Consider the following 20,188-nt stretch of genomic DNA (forward strand, 5'->3'; position numbering starts at 1 on the left):
TGTCTCCTTCGTGCTGGCGTCAGGCCGACGCGAGCGATTCCTTCGCGGCGGCGATGACGGCCTCGGCCGTGATGCCGAACTCGCGGAACAGGGTCTTGTAGTCGGCGGACGCGCCGAAGTGCTCGATCGACACGGCGCGACCCCGGTTGCCGAGGTAGCGCTGCCACGACAGTGCGACTCCGGCTTCGACGGAGACACGTGCGGTGACGGCCGCGGGCAGCACCTGCTCGCGGTATTCGGCCGACTGCGACTCGAACCATTCGAGGCTCGGCGCCGACACGACGCGCGCACCGATGCCCTCCGCGGCGAGCGCCGCCCGGGCGGCGAGGGCGAGCTGCACCTCGGAACCGGTCGCGATGAGGATGACTTCGGGCGTGCCCGAGGCGGCCTCGGCGAGCACGTAGGCGCCCTTCGCCACGTTGGCGGCGCTCGCGAGCGTGTCGCCGGATGCCGCGCCGTCGCCCCGCTCGAACACCGGGATGTTCTGGCGGGTCAGCGCGATGCCCGCCGGGGCATCCTGCTGCTTCAGGATCTCGAGCCAGGCGTAGGCGACCTCGTTCGCATCGGCGGGCCGCACCACCGTGAGGCCCGGGATCGCGCGGAGTGTTGCGAGCTGCTCGACCGGCTGGTGGGTCGGGCCGTCCTCGCCGAGTGCCACGGAATCGTGGGTCCACACGAAGATCGAGGGCACCTTCATGAGTGCCGCGAGACGCACCGCGGGGCGCATGTAGTCGCTGAAGATGAGGAACGTGCCGCCGAACGCGCGTGTGGGGCCGTGCAGCACGATGCCGTTGACGATCGCGCCCATCGCGTGCTCGCGGATGCCGAAGTGGAGTACTCGACCGTAGGGGTTGCCCGAGAACTCGTGGGTCGACCACTCCTCGGGGATGAACGACGGGGCGCCGTTGATCGTGGTGAGGTTCGACTCGGCGAGGTCGGCCGAGCCGCCCCAGAGTTCGGGGAGTACTCCGGCGAGGGCGTTGATGACCTTGCCGGAGGCCGCGCGCGTCGACAGTTCGGTGCCGCCTTCGAAGACGGGGAGCGCCTGCTCGACGTCGGCCGGGAGTTCGCCCGCCTCGAGACGATCGAGGAGTGCCTTGCGCTCGGGATTGGCCGCTGCCCACGCGTCGAACGCGAGCTGCCACTCGGCGTGCGCCGCCGCACCGCGCTCGCCCGCTGCGCGGGTGTGGGTGATGACGTCGTCGGCGACGACGAAGTTCTGCTCGGGGTCGAAACCGAGTACCTCCTTCGTGGCGGCGAGCTCGGCCGCCCCGAGGGCGGAGCCGTGGATCTTGCCCGAGTTCTGCTTGCCGGGGCTCGGCCAGCCGATGATCGTCTTCAGGATGATGATCGAGGGCCTCGCCTGCTCGCCCTTCGCAGCCTCGACGGCGGCGTGGAGTTCGGCGACGTCCTCGACGTACTCGCCCGTCTTCTTCCAGTCGACGGTCTGCACGTGCCAGCCGTAGGACTCGTAGCGCTTCGCCACGTCTTCGGTGAAGGCGATGTCGGTGTCGTCCTCGATCGAGATCTGGTTCGAGTCGTAGATGACGACGAGGTTGCCGAGCTGCTGGTGGCCCGCGAGCGAGGACGCCTCACTGGTGACGCCCTCCTGGAGGTCGCCGTCGCCGGCGATGACGTAGACGAAGTGGTCGAAGGGGCTCTCCCCGGCCGGGGCCTCGGGGTCGAAGAGCCCGCGCTCGTACCGTGCCGCGTACGCGAAGCCGACGGCGGAGGCGAGGCCCTGGCCGAGCGGACCCGTGGTGATCTCGACGCCGTCGGTGTGCCCGTACTCGGGGTGGCCCGGGGTCTTCGAGCCCCAGGTGCGCAGCGACTCGAGGTCGGCGAGCTCGAGGCCGTCGCCCGCGAGGTAGAGCTGGATGTACTGGGTGAGCGACGAGTGGCCGGCGGACAGGATGAACCGGTCGCGGCCGAGCCAGGCGTGGTCGGCGGGATCGCGGCGCATCACCTTCTGGAAGAGGAGATAGGCGGCAGGGGCGAGGCTCATCGCCGTTCCGGGGTGGCCGTTGCCGACCTTCTCGACGGCGTCGGCCGCGAGCACCCGTGCGGTGTCGACCGCTCGATCGTCGATGGGATCCCAGTGCAGTGTTGCCACGAGGTGCAGTTCCTTCCGTTCGTGACGGCGACGGGAACCGATCGGCCCCGACCCGCCGAGGACGTTGCGGCGCGGTATCGCCGGGCGTGCGACCCGGGGGATTGCCGTGAGGGGGAATCGTGGATCGAGCAGCCAAGCGCGCAATCCTCAGTATATGGACTTCGTGACGCGCGATGACGGGGAATGACTCACACTCGAACACCCCGCGTGTGAGGTGCTGCGCCGCCGCCGGATGGCGTCGGACGCGGCATGCCCTAGAATCGTGGAGAGGCGGCGCGGGGCCCGGCGATGGTCCGCGCGCGTTTCGGAAGAGGAACGATGCAGGCAGCCGTAGACACCCGTGACGCCCGACCGGCGATGACCGTTCGGCGCAAGCTCGCCGCCTACCTCGCGCTCACCAAGCCGCGGGTGATCGAGCTCCTCCTCGTGGTCACCGCCCCGACCATGATCCTCGCGCAGCAGGGGCTGCCGAGCCTCTGGCTCATGCTTGCGACGCTCATCGGCGGCGCCATGAGCGCCGGCTCGGCCGGAGCGTTCAACTGCTACATCGACCGGGACATCGACCGGGTCATGAAGCGCACGCAGGGGCGGCCGCTCGTGACCGGAGAGCTCAGCGACCGCGAGGCGCTCGTGTTCGCCTACGGGCTCGGCGTGGCATCCATCATCTGGCTCGGGGTCTTCACCAACTGGCTCGCCGCCGTGCTCTCGCTCGGAGCGATCCTCCTCTACGTCGTCTTCTACAGCCTGATCCTCAAGCGCCGTACCGCGCAGAACATCGTGTGGGGTGGCGTCGCCGGCTGCATGCCGGTGCTGATCGGCTGGGCGGCGGTCACGGGCGACCTCAGCTGGCCGCCGTTCATCCTGTTTCTCATCATCTTCCTCTGGACCCCGCCGCACTACTGGCCGCTCTCGATGAAGTACAAGGAGGACTACGCCGCCGCCGGAGTACCGATGCTCGCCGTCGTGCGCGGCCGTGCCCAGGTCGGCCTCCAGGTCATCCTCTACGCGTGGGCCACCGTAGCGTGCTCGCTGCTGCTCATTCCCATCGCCGACATGGGGCTCGTGTACTCGACGGTCGCGATCGTCACCGGCGTGTGGTTCATCTACGAGACCCATCGCCTCTACAACCTCGCGATCCGGCACGAGCAGGTCTCGCCGATGCGGGTCTTCCACGGCTCGATCGCGTACCTGTCGCTGCTGTTCCTCGCGGTCGGCGTCGACCCGCTGCTGCCGTTCTGACCTGCGTCCCCCGGGCTCACCGGGCCCGGGGGGACTGCCCGCCGGCCTGCCGGCCTGCGCGCCCGCCGGCCTGCCGGCCTGCGCGCCCACCCGCCGGCCTGCGCGCCCACCCTCCGGCCTGCGCGCCCGCCCGCCCTCCGCGCCACGACTTCGGCGAAATCCACGCCCTCGGACCGAACCGCCCTCGCCGCTTCCGAAAAGGTGGTGATCGCCGATTCTGTGGCGCTCGAGCCACATGTTCTCCTCGAAGGGCTGCGCACCACGACTTCGGCGATCGCCACAAGATCGGGCCGCGACATCCGTGTTGAGCCGAATCTGCGGTGATTCCCGCTCGCATGGCAGGCCCAGTCCTCCTCGACAGACCGGCCCGCGGGCGAGAGATCCACAGCGGACGCGGGTTCGTCGCGCGCCGGCTGCCGCGCGCGCCACGATGAGGCGATGCACGACCTCGAACGCACCATGCGCCGCAGCGGCGGCGTCGCCCGCATGACGACCCTGCAGGAGGCCGGTCACACCCGCCACCACCTTCGACGCGCGCTCGACGCGGGGCGGCTCGTGCGCGTGCGGCGCAACTGGGTTGCGCTGCCCGGCGCCGACGGCGATCTCCTCGCCGCGGCCGGCGCGGGCGTCGTCCTGTCGTGCGTCACCCGTGCGAAGCAGCTCGGACTGTGGGTGCTCGACGAGCAGGGACTGCATGTCGCGACCGACGGCCACGGCGCCGTTCCGTCGCTCACGGCCCGCGTGCACTGGTCGCGACCGGTCGTGCCGAGACATCCTGACGAGCTGGTCGATCCGATCGAGAACGTGCTCGCGCTCGTCGCCGGCTGCCAGCCGTTCGAGCGAGCGTTCGTCGTCTGGGAGTCGGCGCTCAACAAACGGCTGACGACGCGCGAGGCACTCGTGCGTCTGCCGTTCGGCCCGCAGGCGAGGCGGATCCTCGAGTGCGCTCAGCCGTACTCCGACTCGGGGCTCGAGTCGCTGTTCCTCACGCGTCTGCGCTGGCTGGACGTGCGGATCGTTCCCCAGGCGTGGATCGCTGAGCGCCGAGTCGACTTCCTCATCGGCGACCGGCTCGTCGTGCAGATCGACGGCGGGCACCACGTCGGCCCGCAGCGCGACGCCGACAACGAGCACGATGCGACGCTCGCCCTGCTCGGGTTCCAGGTGATCAGGATCGGCTACCGACAGGTCGTCGAAGATTGGCCCGGCGTGCAGGACCGCATCATGCGTGCGCTCGCGCTCGGTCTCCACCTCCGACGATGACGCGCCACGAATCCGGCGATCGCCACGAGTTCGGATGCGTGTGGTCCGGAGATCCGAGATTGTGGCGATCGCCGAAGTTGTGGTTTCGGAGAGGGGGATTCGGGAGCGGCGAGGAGGGTGATTCGGGAGCGGCGAGGAGGGGGATGCGGGAGCGGAGAGGAAGGCGGGCGGGCGCGGCGAGGAGGCGGTCGTCAGCGAGCGGACGCCTCGACGGGCGACGTCTCGGGCGCGACCTCAGCCGCCGCCGGACGCTTCAGGCGCAGGACGACGACGGTCATCGCCGCGGCTGTGAGGGCGGCGAGCACCATGTGCACGCCGACGGCGAGCACGGGCAGGCCGTTGCGCGCCTGGTAGAGACCGACTGCGACCTGCACGAGTTCGATCGCGAGCAGTGCGACCGACCAGCGGAGGGTCGGCAGTCCGCCGCGCCAGGCGGCGATCACGAGCACGATCGTCAGGACGAGCAGCGCGTAGCCGGGCCAGGCGTGAATGTGCTCGAGGAGCTCGGAATCGAATCCGGTGCGGCCGGCCTCGACGTCGCCCGAGTGCGGCCCCGAGCCGGTCGTGAGCACGCCGAAGACGATCGAGATCGCGAGCACCGCGCTCGTCGCGTGGGTGAGCCCGGCGTACCACGCGGGAACCGCGCGTTCGCGCGCACCCGACGGCTGATCCATGCGCGCGAGGAACGCCGCGGTCACGCACACGAGCGCGAGCGAAGAGACGTAGTGGAACCCGACGATGAACGGGTTGAGTCCGGTCCAGACGGTGATGCCGCCGACGATCGCCTGGGCGACGATGCCGAGGCCGACGATGAACGAGAGTGCGAACAGGTCGCGGCGCTCGCGGCGGATGCGCCAGACGAGGATGAACACGATGAGTGCGATGATGCCCACGACGCCGGTCATGAGGCGGTTTCCGAACTCGATGAGGGAGTGGTAGGTGAGCTCCTCGGTCGGTACGAGCGATTCGGGCGTGCAGGTGGGCCAGGTGGGGCATCCGAGGCCCGAGCCGGTGAGGCGCACCGCGCCCCCGGTCGCGATGATCGTCACCTGCGCGACGAAGGAGGCCCAGGCGAAGAAGCGGAGAGAGCGGGGCACGCGGGTCGATCCTGATCCGGGTCGCTCTGTGACGGGGCTGGGAGTCCGGCCCGATGCCACTGCGACCCTATAGACTTGAGTGGTTGGCGCACCTGCTGCGACGCGCGTTCGCGCGGCAAGCGGGCACCAGCCATCTTAGGTTCGCACTGGAGCCACCCGCACATCACGCCCCCTCACCGAGATCCTCGACAGGCGCGGGGGAATGAGCCGGACTGATAGCCGGTTGCACGGGAGGAGAAGAGGAAGAGTATGACGGACGTACTGATCGACCGCCCCGAGCTCGACGGGCTCGGAAACTACGAGTTCGGCTGGGCCGACTCCGACGCTGCAGGGGCCTCGGCCCGCCGCGGTCTGTCGGCCGAGGTGGTGGCCGACATCTCGGGGCTGAAGGACGAGCCCGAATGGATGCTCCAGCGCCGCCAGCGCGGCCTGCAGCTCTTCGAGCGCAAGCCGATGCCGACCTGGGGCGCCGATCTGTCGGAGATCGACTTCGACAACATCAAGTACTTCGTCCGCTCGACCGAGAAGCAGGCCCAGACCTGGGAGGACCTGCCCGACGACATCAAGAACACCTACGAGCGGCTCGGCATCCCAGAGGCCGAGCGCCAGCGCCTCGTCGCGGGCGTCGCGGCCCAGTACGAGTCCGAGGTGGTCTACCACCAGATCAATGAAGAACTCGAGCGCCAGGGCGTCATCTTCATGGATACCGACACCGCGCTGAAGGAGCACCCCGAGTTCTTCGAAGAGTACTTCGGCACCGTGATCCCGGCCGGCGACAACAAGTTCGCCGCGCTCAACACGGCGGTCTGGTCGGGCGGCTCGTTCGTCTACGTCCCGAAGGGCGTGCACGTCGAGATCCCGCTGCAGGCGTACTTCCGCATCAACACCGAGAACATGGGCCAGTTCGAGCGCACGCTCATCATCGCCGACGAGGGCTCGTACGTGCACTACATCGAAGGCTGCACGGCGCCGATCTACAAGAGCGACTCGCTGCACTCGGCCGTCGTCGAGATCGTCGTGAAGAAGAACGCCCGCGTTCGGTACACGACGATCCAGAACTGGTCGAACAACGTCTACAACCTCGTCACCAAGCGCGCCACGGCAGCTGAGGGCGCGACCATGGAGTGGGTCGACGGCAACATCGGCTCGAAGGTCACGATGAAGTACCCGTCGATCTTCCTCATGGGCGAGCACGCCAAGGGCGAGACCCTCTCGGTCGCCTTCGCCGGCCCCGGCCAGCATCAGGACGCGGGCGCGAAGATGATCCACATGGCGCCGTACACGCAGTCGTCGATCGTCTCGAAGTCGATCGCCCGCGGCGGCGGTCGCGCGGGCTACCGCGGCGAGGTGCGTGTCGATGCGAACGCCCACCACTCGGCGAACAGCGTCGTCTGCGACGCGCTGCTGGTCGACACGATCTCCCGCTCCGACACGTACCCCGCGATCGATATCCGGGTCGACGACGTGAAGCTCGGCCACGAGGCCACGGTCTCGAAGGTCAGCGAGGAGCAGCTCTTCTACCTGATGAGCCGTGGCATCGACGAGACCGAGGCCATGTCGATGATCGTGCGCGGCTTCATCGAGCCGATCGCGCGCGAGCTGCCGATGGAGTACGCGATGGAACTCAACAAGCTCATCGAAATGGGCATGGAAGGATCGGTGGGCTAGCAGTGACCGCCCAGATGACCAGCACAGCCATGCCCACGGCCGAGCAGCACGGCCTCGTCGCGCACTCCGACGGCGCTTTCGTGCCCGTGCAGACGCGTTCCGAGCGGTTCCGCTCGACGAACGTCGCCGACTTCGAACCCGTCAACGGACGCGAACACGAGTGGAAGCTCTCGCCCGTCGCGGCGTTCGCCGACCTCACGAGCGGCGAACTCGACGGTTCGCGCCTCCCGATCGAGACGACGGATGCCTCGGGCATCAGCTATTCGTATATCGCACGCGATGACGCCCGCATCGGTTCGGCCGGCATTCCCGAGGAGCGCGCGAGCGCCAACGCGTGGTCGAGCTTCGGCGAGGCTCTCCTCGTCTCCGTCACCGGTGAAGACGCGAAGACCGCGGTCGTTACCCGCACGGGCCTCGGCGACGTGCCGCGTGCCGCGCACACCGTGATCGAAGCGGCCCCCAACAGCCGCGGGTTCATTGTGCTCGGGGGCGCGGGTTCCGCCCGTCTCAGCGAGAACGTCGAGATCATCGTCGGCGACGGGGCATCCCTCACCGTCGTCTCGCTGCAGGAGTGGGACGACGAGGCGGTGCACCTCTCGAGCCAGTTCGCCCGTCTCGGCCGCGACTCGTTCCTGAAGCACATCGTCGTCTCCCTGGGCGGCAAGGTCGTGCGCGTGAATCCGTCGACGCACCTCGCCGAGCAGGGCGCCGACATCGAGGCTCTCGGCCTCTACTTCGCCGACGCCGGGCAGCACCTCGAGCAGCAGGTCTACGTGCACCACGATGCGCCGCACACCAAGAGCCGCGTGACCTACAAGGGCGCGCTTCAGGGCTCCGGTGCCCGTACCGTCTGGGTCGGCGACGTGCTGATCGGCCCGAAGGCCACCGGCACCGACAGCTACGAGCAGAATCGCAACCTCGTGCTCACCGACGGCACCCGTGCCGACTCGGTGCCGAACCTCGAGATCGAGACCGGCGACATCGAGGGAGCCGGGCACGCGAGTGCGACCGGTCGCTTCGACGATGAGCAGCTCTTCTACCTGATGGCCCGCGGCATCAGCGAAGACGAGGCGCGCCGCCTCGTCGTTCGCGGCTTCCTCACCGAGATCGTGCAGAAGATCGGCTCGCCCGAGCTCGAGGAACGACTCACCGCGGCGCTCGAAGCCGAACTGCAGGGGAGCTGACGTGGCATCCGTTCGCGTCTGCGCACTCGACGACCTCGTCGAGAACCAGGCGTCCCGCTTCGTGCTCGAGGGCGTGCCCATCGCCGTCGTCAAGGACGCGGCCGGCGACGTCTTCGCGATCGGCGACACCTGCACCCACGGCGACATCTCGCTCTCCGAGGGGTTCGTCGAGGCCGACACGCTCGAGTGCTGGGCGCACGGTTCGCAGTTCTCGCTGAAGACCGGCAAGCCCCTCACGCTCCCGGCCTACGAGCCGGTCCCCGTCTACCGGGTCGAGATCCAGGGCGGCGACGTCCACATCGACCCCACGGTCACGTTGACCGTCTGACCCACGCTTCTCCGGCCCGAGCGGCCGGCAACCGAAAGAGATACCCCAGAACATGTCAGTGCTCGAGATCAAGAACCTGCACGTCAACGTCGAGACCGAACAGGGCACCCGCGAGATCCTCCGCGGCGTCGACCTCACGATCAACGAGGGCGAGATCCACGCGATCATGGGCCCGAACGGCTCGGGCAAGTCGACCCTCGCCTACACGATCGCCGGCCACCCGAAGTACACCGTCGTCGACGGCGAGATCCTCTTCGACGGCGAGAACGTGCTCGAGATGTCGGTCGACGAGCGCGCCCGCGCCGGCCTGTTCCTCGCGATGCAGTACCCGGTCGAGATTCCGGGCGTCACCGTCACGAACTTCCTCCGGACCGCGAAGACCGCGATCGACGGCGAGGCGCCGTCGGTGCGCACGTGGGTGAAGGACGTCCGCGAGTCGATGGCGAACCTCAAGATGGACAAGGCGTTCGCCGAGCGCAACGTCAACGAGGGCTTCTCCGGCGGCGAGAAGAAGCGCAACGAGATCCTCCAGCTCGAGCTGCTGAAGCCGAAGTTCGCGGTGCTCGACGAGACCGACTCGGGACTCGACGTCGACGCGCTGAAGATCGTGTCCGAGGGCGTCAACCGCGCGAAGGCGAACACCGGCCTCGGTGTGCTGCTCATCACGCACTACACGCGCATCCTCCGCTACATCAAGCCGGACTTCGTGCACGTGTTCGTCGCGGGGCGGATCGCCGAGCAGGGCGGCCCCGAGCTCGCCGACCGCCTCGAGGAAGAGGGCTACGACCGGTACCAGGTCGCCGAGCCCGCCGCCGTCGAGTCGGTCCCGGCCGAGTAGCGCGCGAGTAGACTCCCACCATGGTCAGTTCACTCGCCCCCGAGCGCTTCGACGAGGTCACCGAGGCGCTCAAAGACGTGATGGACCCCGAGCTCGGGGTCAACATCGTCGACCTCGGCCTCATCTACGACCTCGGCTGGGACGACGAGAACGACGCGCTCGTCATCCACATGACGCTCACGAGCGCCGGTTGCCCGTTGACTGACGTCATCGAGGAGCAGACGGCCGAGGCGCTCGACGGCACCGTCGAGGCGTTCCGCATCAACTGGGTGTGGATGCCGCCGTGGGGTCCCGAGCGCATCACCGACGACGGCCGCGACATGATGCGGGCGCTCGGCTTCGCGATCTGACGCCGCCTCGAATCACGACCGACGGATGCCCCGTGCAGCACCCCTGCGCGGGGCATCCGCCGTCCGAGCGGGCTCGAAGCCCGGCCCGAAGACGGCCCGAAGCCGTCCGACCTCCCTCAGTCGAGCCCGCGGCGCGCGAGCAGCGCATCGATCGAGGGTTCCCGTCCGAGCAGCCGGCGGATGGACTCCCGGGGGTCGCGGGAGCCGCCCGGCGCGAGGATCTCGGCGCGGAACAGGTCGCCGAGCTCGCGTCTCGCGCCGCCGTGCTCCTCGAACCAGGCCATGATGTCGGCGCCCGGCACCTCGCTCCAGACGTACGAGTAGTAGCCGGCGTCGTAGCCGCCCGCGAAGACGTGCGCGAAGTAGCTGCTCGAGTAGCGCGGGGGAATCCGCTGGTCGAAGAGCCCGGCCGCCTCGAGCGCACGACGCTCGAACCCGGCGACCGCGTCGACCCCGTCGAGTGCTGCGGCCGCGTCGACATCGAGCCGGTGCCACGCCTGGTCGAGCGCCGCGGCTGCGAGGTACTCGGTCGTGGCGAACCCCTCGCCGAAGCTGCGCGAGGCGATCAACCGCTCGACGAACTCGTCGGGGATGGGCTCGCCGCTCTCGTGGTGCACCCCGTACCGGCCGAGGATCTCGGGGCGGAGCGCCCAGAGCTCGTTCACCTGGCTCGGCAGCTCGACGAAGTCGCGGAAGACGTTGGTACCGGAGAGGCTCGGGAACTCGACTCGTGCGAGCAGCCCGTGCAGCGCGTGCCCGAACTCGTGGAACAGCGTCTCGGTCTCGTCGAAGGTGAGCAGCGTCGGGTCGCCGGCGGGCGGCTTCTGGACGTTCAGGTGGTTGACGACGACGGGCAACTCTCCGGTGAGGTCGGACTGCAGGGTGAGCGAGCTCATCCAGGCGCCGCCGCGTTTCGAATCGCGTGCGTAGAGGTCGAGCAGATACAGCCCCACCGGCGTGCCGTCGGCCTCGGAGACCTCGAAGACGCTCGCATCGGGGTGATGCGCGACGAGGTCGTGTCGTTCGTCGAAGGCCAGCCCGTACAGCAACGTCGCGGCGTGGAAGACGCCGTCGCGGAGGACCCGGCCCGCCTCGAGGTAGGGACGCATCGCCGCGAGGTCCACGGCATGGCGCTGGGCTCGCTCCCGTTCGGCCAGGTGCAGCCAATCGGATGCTTCGAGCCGGCGTCGTCCGTCGTGTTCGGCCAGCGCGGCGAGGTCGGCCGCTTCGCGGCGCGCGTTCGCCATCGCGCGGGGTGCGAGCTCGGCGATGAGTTCGGCGACGGCCGCGGGGGAGCCGGCGGTCTCGTCGGCGGTGACCGCGGTCGCGTGATCGGCGTATCCGAGCAGTGCGGCTCGCTCTGCCCGCACGCGGACGAGTTCGAGCAGGACCGTACGGGTGTCGTGCGGGCCGCCCGAGGTGCCGCGCCCGCGGGAGGCGGCGAGCAGTCGGTCGCGCACTTCGGGGTCGCCGAGTTCGGCCAGCGCCGGCTGCTGGGTCGGCAGGACGAGCGGAATCACCCAGCCGCGGAGGCCTCGGGATGCGGCTGCTGCGGCAGCGGTCGCGCGGCGCGCGTCGTCGAGCCCGGCGAGTTCGCCCTCATCGCTGAGGTGCAGTGCGCGCGAGTTGGCATCGGCCAGCAACTCCCGCTGGAACTCGGTCGTGAGCCCGGCGATCCGTTCGTTGAGTTGCGAGAGCCGCGTGCGCCCGTCGATGGAGAGGCGGGCCCCGGCGAGCACGGCGACGCGGTGGCGGCGGCGCAGGAGATATGCGCGGGCGGCGAGGCGATCGGGGGCTGGATCGACTCCCACGCCGAGGTGGAGTTCGCCGGCGTCGAGTTCGGTGACGAGCACCTCGAGTCGCGCGAAGAGCCGCTGGTCGAGGAGCATCGAGTCGCGGAGGGCGGCGAACTTCGGCGCGAACTCGGCCTCGAGGGAATCGATCGCCGCGTCGGCGTCGGCCGCGCTGCGGTTCTCGAACACGGGGAGCACTCGGCGCAGGAGCCCGCCGGATCGTTCGAGTGCGACGATCGTGTTCTCGAAGTCCGGCGGTTCGGGATTCGCCGCGATCGTGGCGAGTTCGGCCTCCTGCTCGGCGATGCCGAGCGAAAGGGCTTCGCGGAAGTGCTCGGGCGCGATGAGTTCGAACAGGGGGAGCCGGAAGGGCAACGGGCTCGGATCGAGCAGGGGATTGTTCGTCGGTGCGCTCATTCGATCACCCTATGACGGGTGGCGAGCGCCGCGGGCGCTCCGCGCGTAGTCTCGGAACATGGCCAGTGAATCCTCCACCCGTGACGCGTACACCCACGGCCACCATGCGAGTGTGCTGCGCATCCATGCCTGGCGCACGGTCGAGAACTCCGCTGCGTACCTCGCACCACACCTTCAGGCCGGGGCCGACATTCTCGATGTCGGGAGCGGCCCCGGCACGATCACGCTCGATCTCGCCAGGCGGGTGCGGCCCGGGCGGGTGAGGGGCATCGACGTCTCGGCCGAGGTGGTCGCCCAGGCGGAGGGCCTCGCCGAGAGCGAGGGGGTGCGGAACGTCTCGTTCGCCGTCGGCGACGCGTACGCGCTCGACGCCCCCGACGACAGCTACGACGTGGTGCACGCGCATCAGGTCCTGCAGCATCTGGCTCGGCCGGTCGACGCGCTCCGCGAGTTCCGTCGCGTGTTGAAGCCCGGCGGCCTCCTCGCCGTGCGCGACGTCGACTACGGGGGCGTGATCTGGAGTCCGAGCTCGGCCGGGCTCAGCCGATGGCTCGAGCTGTACCACGAGGTGCACGAGTGGAACGGCGGCGACCCGCATGCGGGCCGTCACCTCAAACGCTGGGTGCGCGAGGCCGGCTATGGCGAGGTGGCCGCGAGCGGCACGACCTGGGTGTTCGCCTCGGCACTCGAACGAGAGTGGTGGGGAGGCTCATGGGCCGAACGCGCCACCGAGTCGAAGTTCGCGGCGCACGCGATCGAATCGGGGCACTCGAACCCCGCCGAGTTGCGGGCGATCTCTCAGGCTTGGCTCGACTGGGCCGCCGACGACGACGCGTGGTTCCTCATGCCGCACGGCGAGATCATCGCGCGGGCGTGAAGCCGCCGGGTTCGAGACGGTCGCTGGACCCCGCTCCTCGACTCGCGGTGGGCTACCAGTCCTCGTCGTCGTCTCGGACGTCGACGATGACCTCGCGTACCACAGTGCCGTCGTCGAGTTCGGCGATCGGACGACCCTCGAGCCAGGTCAAGGTCCAGTGCCGCCCGGAGCCGTCGCCCTCGAACGCGGCCTCAGCCGCGGCGATGCGCGGCCGCAACTCGCTCGGCACCGACACCGGCGGCTCGGTGCCGAACCCCCAGCGGGTGCCGAGTCGCATCAGGCGTCCATCTCGTAGGTGACCCAGCTCGTTCGGGTCGCGAGCGAGTCGTAGAGCTTCTGGGCCGACTCGTTGTCGGCCGCGGTGATCCAGCTCACCCCGCCGTGGCCGTGCTCGGCGGCACGGGCGTGCACGAACTCGATGAGCGCGCGGCCCGTGCCGGTGCCGCGGTGCGACTCTGCGACGTAGAGGTCGTCGAGGAAGACCCCGTTCGTCGCCGTCAGGGTCGACGGCACCTGCCGGAAGTGGGCGAGGCCGACGGGCGTCCCCTCGTCGTCGACGGCGAGTGCCGCCTGCAGCGGGTTGTGCTCGTCCCGGAGCCAGTTCCACACGATGAGCGCCTTGGCGTCGTCGAGCTCGGTCTCGTAGAACGTGCAGTACGACTCGAACAACGGCAACCAGCCGAAGAAGTCGTCGTCACCGGCGAGCCGGATCTCGTTGGTCATGGTTCCCCCTATTCGGACGCCGCCTCGAAGACGACGTCGCTGACTGCGAACTCCTCCGCTTCGGCGAAGACGAGTTCGGTGATGCGTCCCACCGCGCGCAGGTCGGATGCCACGGACTCGAGCAGGGCGATCGCCGCCGCGGGGGCGTTGATCGTCGCCTGCGCGACCGGGGTCTTCTGCGACGCCTTCGCATCGGTCTTCGCCCGGCGGATGCCGGTGAGCGCGAGGCTCGCGAGTTCGAGCAGTTCGCCTGCCGCGTCGCCGCGCGCAGCGAGCTCGTCGGTGTTCGGCCATGCGGCGCGGTGGACCGAGCCCTCGTGCGACCAGCGCCAGGCCTCTTCGGTCGCGAACGGGATGACCGGCGCGAAAAGCCGGAGCATGACCCCGAGCGCCGTCTTCAGCGCGGCGACCGCCGAGGCCTGCCCAGGGCTCGCCTCACCGTAGGCGCGCTCCTTCACGAGCTCGAGGTAGTCGTCGCAGAACGTCCAGAAGAAGGTCTCGGAGAGCTCGAGCGCGCGGGCGTGGTCGTAGCCCTCGAGCGCGCGGGTGGCGCGTTCGACGACCGTGGCGAGTTCGGCCAGCATGCTGCGGTCGACCGGCATCGTGACGGGGGCGTCGGCCGAGCCGTCGAAACCGAGGATGAACTTCGCCGCGTTGAGGACCTTGATCGCGAGACGACGGCCGATCTTCACCTGCGTCGGGTTCTGCGTGTCGAAGGCCGCGTCGGTGCCGAGTCGGGAGGAGGCCGCCCAGTAGCGGACGGCGTCGGAGCCGTGCTGCTCGAGCAGGCCCGCCGGCGTCACGACGTTGCCCTTCGACTTCGACATCTTCTTGCGGTCGGGGTCGACGATGAAGCCCGAGATCGCGGCGTTCGACCACGGCGCGACGCCGTGCTCGAGCTCTGCGCGCAGCGTGGTCGAGAAGAGCCAGGTGCGGATGATGTCCTGACCCTGGGGACGCAGCGAGTAGGGGAACACGAGGTTCCAGAGCTCGGGGTCGCGCTCCCAGCCGCCCGCGAGCTGCGGGGTCAGCGACGAGGTCGCCCAGGTGTCCATGACGTCGTGCTCGCCGATGAAGCCGCCGGCCTCGCCGCGCTGCGACTCGTCGAAGCCGGGCGCGGGCGCCGAAGACGGGTCGACGGGCAGCAGGTCTTGCGTGGCGACGATCGGCTGGTCGAACACGGGGTCGCCCTGCGCGTCGAGCGGGTACCACACCGGGATGGGCACGCCGAAGAAGCGCTGACGCGAGACGAGCCAGTCGCCCGAGAGGCCGCCGACCCAGTTCTCGTAGCGCACCCGCATGAAGTCGGGGTGCCAGTCGATCTCGCGGCCGTGCGCGAGCAGACGCTCGCGGAGCGTCTCGTCGCGAGCACCGTTCGTGATGTACCACTGGCGGGTCGAGACGATCTCGAGGGGCTTGTCGCCCTTCTCGAAGAACTTCACGGGGTGCGTGATCGACTTCGGGTCGGCGAGCAGCTCGCCGGAGTCGCGCAGCTGCTGCACGACGGCCTGCTTGGCCGAGAAGGTGGTCTTGCCGGCCAGCTCGGCGTAGGCCGCGCGGCCCGCCTCCGAGGTGATCGCCTCGGGTGCCTCGGCGATGACCCGACCGTCGAAGCCGATGATGGCGCGGTTCGGCAGATCGAGTTCGCGCCACCAGACGACGTCGGTCACGTCGCCGAAGGTGCAGATCATCGCGATGCCGGTGCCCTTGTCTTTTTGGGCGAGGTGATGCGCGAGCACTGGCACCTCGACGCCGAAGACGGGGGTCGTCACCGTCGTGCCGAAGAGCGGCTGGTAGCGCTCGTCGTCGGGGTGGGCGACGAGGGCGACGCACGCGGGCAGGAGCTCGGGACGGCTCGTCTCGATCTCGATCGTTCCGCCGTCGGCCTTGTGGAACGCGACGCGGTGGTAGTGGCCGGGCTGGTCGCGGTCTTCGAGTTCGGCCTGCGCGACCGCGGTGCGGAACGTGACGTCCCAGAGGGTCGGCGCGAGCGCCTGGTAGGCCTCGCCGCGCTCGACGTTGCGGATGAACGCGAGCTGCGAGGTGAAGAGCGCCTCGTCGGCGATGGTGCGGTACGACTGGCTCCAGTCGACCGAGAGGCCGAGCATGCGCCAGAGCGCCTCGAACTGCTGCTCATCCTCGACGGTGAGGCGCTCGCAGAGCTCGATGAAGTTGCGGCGCGAGATCGGCACCTGGTCGGCGGCCTTCGTCGACTTGCCGTCGCCGCCCTCGAACGGCGGTACGAACCCCTCGACGTAGGGGAGCGTCGGGTCGCAGCGCACGCCGTAGTAGTTCTGCACGCGGCGCTCGGTGGGCAGGCCGTTGTCGTCCCAGCCCATCGGGTAGAAGACGTGCTTGCCGCGCATGCGCTCGAAGCGGGCGACGACGTCGGTGTGCGTGTATGAGAACACATGGCCGATGTGGAGCGAGCCCGAGGCCGTCGGCGGCGGGGTGTCGATCGAGTAGAGGCACTCCCGCGTCGCCGTCTCGCGGTCGAACCGGTACGTGCCCTCCCGCTCCCATGCGCCGCCCCAGACCGTTTCGAGGCCTTCGAGAGCGGGCTTGTCGGGGATGCGCGCGGTGTCGGTCATGATGCTCCGGTTCGATATCTGCGGCACCGAGTCCGTGATGAGGTGCCTGAATGTGACGCTCAAGCCTAGCGGAGCGAGGCAGGGTATGGCCCGCACGGCCGAGTGCGCGGCGCGGCGACGGCTCCCGTCGCCACGGGGCGTTCAGCGCGACGGGCCGCGTCAGCGCGCGAGTCGCGGCGCGTCGGCGACCAGTCGCGCGGTGTACGGATGCCCGGGCGCGGCGAATACCCGTTCGGCAGGTCCGGTCTCGACGATCCGGCCCGCCTGCATGACCGCGACCCGGTCGGCCATGTGCCGGACGACGCCGAGGTCGTGCGAGATGAACAGCATGGCGAGGCCGCGTTCGCGCTGGAGCTCGTCGAGGAGATCGAGGATCTGCGCCTGGATCGTCACATCGAGCGCCGACACCGGCTCGTCGCAGACGAGGATCTCGGGGGCCGCGGCGAGCGCGCGTGCGATCGCCACGCGCTGGCGCTGTCCACCCGAGAGGGTGAGCGGCTCGCGGACGGCGACACCGCCGGCGAGGCCGACCTGGTCGAGCAGTTCGGCGACACGGCGGGCCGTGTTCGCACGGCTCGGATGCCTCGCGCCGGCGTCGTTCGCGGCCTGGCCGCCGGCCGCATCGGCAAGGATCCGTCCGACGTTCCAGCGAGGATCGAACGAGCTCAGCGCATCTTGGTAGATCGCACCGATCCGCCGCCGGCGCGGCCGCCGCTCGCGCTCGCCCAGCTCCGACCACGGTTCGCCCTCCAGCGTCACGACTCCGCGATCGGGAGTGGTGAGCGCGAGCGCGAGCCGGGCGAGCGTCGTCTTGCCCGACCCCGATTCGCCGACCAGGCCGACGGTCTCGCCGGCATGCACCGCGAGCGAGACCTCCTCGACGGCGGTGAAGCGACCGCCGCCGCGGTTCGGGAAGGTCTTCACGACGCCGTCGAATGCGAGGAGCGGGACGTCGGCCGACTCGCCCCGCGACACGGCTCGCGGCGCGATCGGCACACGCTCGGGGTGGGCGATCACCGGCGAGCCCTCGCTGCTCAGCAGGGCACCGCGCGGCACCTCGGCGGGCACCGCGGCGATGAGGGCCCTCGTGTACGGCTCGCTCGGCGCACCGAGCACCTCGTCGACCGTGCCCTGCTCGACGACGCGCCCCTCGCGCATCACGAGCACGCGATCGGCGAGACGAGCGACGACGGCGAGGTCGTGGCTGATCAGGAGGACCGCGGTGCCGCGACCGCTGATTTCGGCGAGGAGCTCGAGCACCCGCGCCTGCACGGTCGCGTCGAGCGCGGTGGTCGGCTCGTCGGCGATGAGCAGGGGCGGGTCGAGCACGAGCGCCGAGGCGAGGAGCGCGCGCTGCCGGAGACCGCCTGAGAGCTCGCCCGAGCGGCGGTTCACGGCGGCCGCGGGGTCGGGCATGCCGACGTCGGCGAGGACCTCGAGAGTGCGGGTGCGTCGCGCGCCACGGGGCATCCGATCGTGGATGCGCAGCGCGTCGCCGATCTCGCGACCGACCGGTCGCAGCGGATCGAGCGCGACGAGCGCGTCCTGCAGCACGAGACCGGCCTGCCGGCCGCGCACTCGGCGCCATTCGCGCTCGCCTGCGCCGCGGAGATCGCGCCCGGCGATTCGGAGCCTCTCCGCCTCCACCCGCGCGCCCTCGCCGGCCATGCCGAGCAGGCTGCGGGCGGTGACCGACTTGCCCGAGCCCGACTCGCCGACGATCGCCACGCACTCGCCCGGGGCGATCGTGAGGGAGACCCCGCGCACGACCTCCTCGTGGCCGAAGGCGACCCGGAGCTCCTCGAGTTCGAGCACCGCATCCGCGCCGTTCGCCGTCATCGGGCACCCCGTTCGCGTCGAGCGAGCGCGCGGCCGAGCACTGTCGTCGCGATGGTCGTGCCGACGATCGCGAGCCCGGGGAACACCGTCATCCACCATGCCGTCTGGAGATAGGTGCGACCGGCCGAGAGCATCGCACCCCACTCGGCGGCGGGCGGCTGCGCGCCGAGCCCGAGGTAGCTGAGTGCCGCCGCCCAGACGATCGCCTGCCCGATACCGAGTGTGCCGAGTACGACCAACGGCAGCAGCGCGTTCGGCAGCAGGTGGGCGATGAGGATGCGACGTGGCGGGCGTCCGAGCACGCGCGCCGCCTCGACGTACTGCGAGGAGCGGATCGAGACGAGCTGCCCGCGGATGATGCGCGCATAGCCCGGCGCCGTCGAGAGGCCGACGGCGATCGTCGCGGTGACCGGGCCCGGGCCCGCCACCACGATGACGAGGAGTGCGAGCAGGAGACCGGGGAACGCGAACAGCACCTCGACGAGCCGGCCGACGCCGAAGTCGACGACGCGGCCGCCGAAGCTCGCGAGCACTCCGAGCAGCAGTCCCAGGGCGAGGCCGATGACCGTGGCCGTCACTCCGATGAGGAGTGAGGTGCCGGTGCCGGCGACGATGCGGCTGTAGATGTCGCGGCCGGATTCGTCGGTGCCGAACCAGTGCGCGGTCGAGGGCGGCTGGAATGCGTCGGCCGCCGAGATCGCGTTCGGGTCCTGTGTGGCGACGAAGGCCGGGAACGCGGTTGCGGCGAGCAGGAGGACGACGAACGCGCCGGCGATCACGGTACCGGCCCGGGGGCGACCGCGGCGGGCCCACTCCCGGTCGTGGGCCGCCTCGGCGTCGACCGTCGTCTGGCGGAGTTCGAGTTCGCTCATCGGGCGCCCTCCTGTGCGAGGCGTGGGTCGGCGACGCGGGCGACGAGGTCGGTGAGCACGGTCATGACGACGTAGACCAGGGCGACGAGCAGCACGACGCCGGTGACGACGGGGATGTCGCGAAGGGTGACGGCCTGCAGCAGGGTGCGCCCGAGCCCGGGCATCGCGAAGATCGTCTCGACGACGACCGCGCCCGAGAGCAGCCACCCGAGCGCCCACCCCGAGAGGCTGATGCCGGGCAGCGCGGCATGGCGGATCGTGTGGCGGAACCGGATGCCGAGGGCGCTCTCGCCGCGCGCCCGTGCCGAGACGACAAACGGTTGGCGCATTGCGTCGAGGAGGCTCTCGCGCATGACCTGGGCCAGGAACCCCGCGAGCGGGATCGCGAGCGTCGTCACGGGCAGCACGAAACCGGCGGGCGTGCCGGTCGCGACGGGCGGGAACCAGCCGAGCCCGGTGCTGAACACGGCGATGAGCACCGCCGCCAACCAGAAGTGGGGGAGGGCCGCGGCCACGAGTTCGATGCCCTGCCCGAGCGCGGAGGCGACGCGACCACGACCGGTCGACCAGAGCGAGAGGCCGAGTGCGAGCACCCACGCGGTGGCGAGCGAACACATCGCGAGGAGCAGCGTGCCCCCGATCTGCGCACCGAGAAGTTCGGCGACGGGAACCTTCAGGCTGTAGGAGGTGCCGAGGTCGCCGGTGACCAGTCGCCCGAGCATCGCGAGGTACTGCACGACGAGGGGCTGGTCGAGTCCGTAGTCGCGACGCACCTGGTCGAGGGCCTCTTGCGAGGCCTGGGAGCCCGGACCGCCGAGGATCGCCTGGGCCGGGTCGCCGGGGATGAGGCGGATCGCGAAGAAGGTGAGCGTCGCCACGGCCCAGAGTACGAAGACCGCGCCACCGAGGAGCAGCGCGAGGTGACGGGCGGCGCGACCAGGGGCCCCGCGCCGGGGCGCCGGAACGCCCGTGCCGGCCGAGCGGCCGGTCACGGGC

Annotated in this window: 17 protein-coding genes; 8 read left to right on the forward strand and 9 right to left on the reverse strand. The window is 70.2% G+C overall.

Features of this window, described 5'->3' with window-relative positions; genetic code table 11:
- Positions 1–19: 19 nt before the first annotated feature.
- Complete coding sequence (gene tkt, locus H516_RS0101990) at positions 20–2,113, reverse strand: transketolase (protein WP_022888052.1); 2,094 nt, start codon at positions 2,111–2,113, stop codon at positions 20–22.
- 318 nt (positions 2,114–2,431) lie between these two features.
- Between tkt and H516_RS0101995 the strand changes: the two genes are divergently transcribed.
- Together H516_RS0101995 and H516_RS0102000 are read left to right on the forward strand one after the other, a co-directional pair.
- Positions 2,432–3,352, forward strand: a complete 921-nt coding sequence (locus H516_RS0101995; RefSeq protein ID WP_026378305.1) for a heme o synthase — start codon at positions 2,432–2,434, stop codon at positions 3,350–3,352.
- A gap of 438 nt (positions 3,353–3,790) precedes the next feature.
- Complete coding sequence (locus tag H516_RS0102000) at positions 3,791–4,615, forward strand: type IV toxin-antitoxin system AbiEi family antitoxin domain-containing protein (protein WP_022888054.1); 825 nt, start codon at positions 3,791–3,793, stop codon at positions 4,613–4,615.
- A 191-nt stretch (positions 4,616–4,806) separates the two neighbouring features.
- Here H516_RS0102000 and H516_RS0102005 read toward each other — a convergent pair whose 3' ends face one another.
- Positions 4,807–5,712 (reverse strand): COX15/CtaA family protein, encoded by a 906-nt coding sequence (locus tag H516_RS0102005; protein ID WP_022888055.1) that lies wholly within the window; start codon positions 5,710–5,712, stop codon positions 4,807–4,809.
- A gap of 249 nt (positions 5,713–5,961) precedes the next feature.
- Here H516_RS0102005 and sufB point away from each other — a divergent pair, with 249 nt between their 5' ends.
- The 5 genes from sufB to H516_RS0102030 are packed head-to-tail and all read left to right on the forward strand — an operon-like array spanning position 5,962 to position 10,080.
- The gene (gene sufB / locus H516_RS0102010) at positions 5,962–7,380 is read left to right on the forward strand and encodes a Fe-S cluster assembly protein SufB (protein ID WP_022888056.1); all 1,419 of its coding nucleotides are present in this window, start codon (positions 5,962–5,964) and stop codon (positions 7,378–7,380) included.
- A 14-nt stretch (positions 7,381–7,394) separates the two neighbouring features.
- On the forward strand, positions 7,395–8,564 hold the full coding sequence (gene sufD, locus H516_RS0102015) for a Fe-S cluster assembly protein SufD (RefSeq protein ID WP_245561691.1): 1,170 nt from the start codon (positions 7,395–7,397) through the stop codon (positions 8,562–8,564).
- A 1-nt stretch (position 8,565) separates the two neighbouring features.
- On the forward strand, positions 8,566–8,892 hold the full coding sequence (locus H516_RS0102020; RefSeq protein WP_022888058.1) for a non-heme iron oxygenase ferredoxin subunit: 327 nt from the start codon (positions 8,566–8,568) through the stop codon (positions 8,890–8,892).
- A gap of 52 nt (positions 8,893–8,944) precedes the next feature.
- Complete coding sequence (gene sufC / locus H516_RS0102025) at positions 8,945–9,730, forward strand: Fe-S cluster assembly ATPase SufC (protein WP_022888059.1); 786 nt, start codon at positions 8,945–8,947, stop codon at positions 9,728–9,730.
- Positions 9,731–9,750: 20 nt separating this feature from the next.
- Entirely contained in the window at positions 9,751–10,080 is a 330-nt protein-coding gene (locus tag H516_RS0102030) for a metal-sulfur cluster assembly factor (protein ID WP_022888060.1), read from the forward strand.
- Positions 10,081–10,196: 116 nt separating this feature from the next.
- Here the strand turns inward: H516_RS0102030 and H516_RS0102035 are convergent, their stop codons facing one another.
- Positions 10,197–12,290, reverse strand: a complete 2,094-nt coding sequence (locus H516_RS0102035) for a M3 family metallopeptidase (RefSeq protein ID WP_022888061.1) — start codon at positions 12,288–12,290, stop codon at positions 10,197–10,199.
- Positions 12,291–12,348: 58 nt separating this feature from the next.
- Here H516_RS0102035 and H516_RS0102040 point away from each other — a divergent pair, with 58 nt between their 5' ends.
- Positions 12,349–13,167 carry a methyltransferase domain-containing protein gene (locus tag H516_RS0102040; RefSeq protein WP_022888062.1) on the forward strand — a complete coding sequence of 273 codons (819 nt, stop codon included), beginning with the start codon at positions 12,349–12,351 and terminating at the stop codon, positions 13,165–13,167.
- A 52-nt stretch (positions 13,168–13,219) separates the two neighbouring features.
- Here H516_RS0102040 and H516_RS0102045 read toward each other — a convergent pair whose 3' ends face one another.
- The 6 genes from H516_RS0102045 to H516_RS17725 form a co-directional block, all read right to left on the reverse strand.
- On the reverse strand, positions 13,220–13,444 hold the full coding sequence (locus tag H516_RS0102045) for a hypothetical protein (RefSeq protein ID WP_022888063.1): 225 nt from the start codon (positions 13,442–13,444) through the stop codon (positions 13,220–13,222).
- On the reverse strand, positions 13,444–13,890 hold the full coding sequence (locus tag H516_RS0102050) for a GNAT family N-acetyltransferase (RefSeq protein ID WP_022888064.1): 447 nt from the start codon (positions 13,888–13,890) through the stop codon (positions 13,444–13,446). The genes H516_RS0102045 and H516_RS0102050 overlap by 1 nt, the downstream gene beginning before the upstream one ends.
- 8 nt (positions 13,891–13,898) lie before the next feature.
- Positions 13,899–16,481, reverse strand: coding sequence for a valine--tRNA ligase (gene valS / locus H516_RS0102055; protein WP_022888065.1), 2,583 nt, complete (start codon positions 16,479–16,481; stop codon positions 13,899–13,901).
- A gap of 159 nt (positions 16,482–16,640) precedes the next feature.
- Positions 16,641–18,320 (reverse strand): dipeptide ABC transporter ATP-binding protein, encoded by a 1,680-nt coding sequence (locus H516_RS0102060; protein ID WP_022888066.1) that lies wholly within the window; start codon positions 18,318–18,320, stop codon positions 16,641–16,643.
- Complete coding sequence (locus H516_RS17720) at positions 18,317–19,192, reverse strand: ABC transporter permease (protein WP_022888067.1); 876 nt, start codon at positions 19,190–19,192, stop codon at positions 18,317–18,319. The genes H516_RS0102060 and H516_RS17720 overlap by 4 nt, the downstream gene beginning before the upstream one ends.
- Complete coding sequence (locus tag H516_RS17725) at positions 19,189–20,184, reverse strand: ABC transporter permease (protein WP_022888068.1); 996 nt, start codon at positions 20,182–20,184, stop codon at positions 19,189–19,191. The genes H516_RS17720 and H516_RS17725 overlap by 4 nt, the downstream gene beginning before the upstream one ends.
- Positions 20,185–20,188 lie beyond the last annotated feature (4 nt).

The sequence above is a fragment of the Agromyces italicus DSM 16388 genome, from assembly GCF_000421545.1.
Classification (GTDB): Bacteria; Actinomycetota; Actinomycetes; order Actinomycetales; family Microbacteriaceae; genus Agromyces; species Agromyces italicus.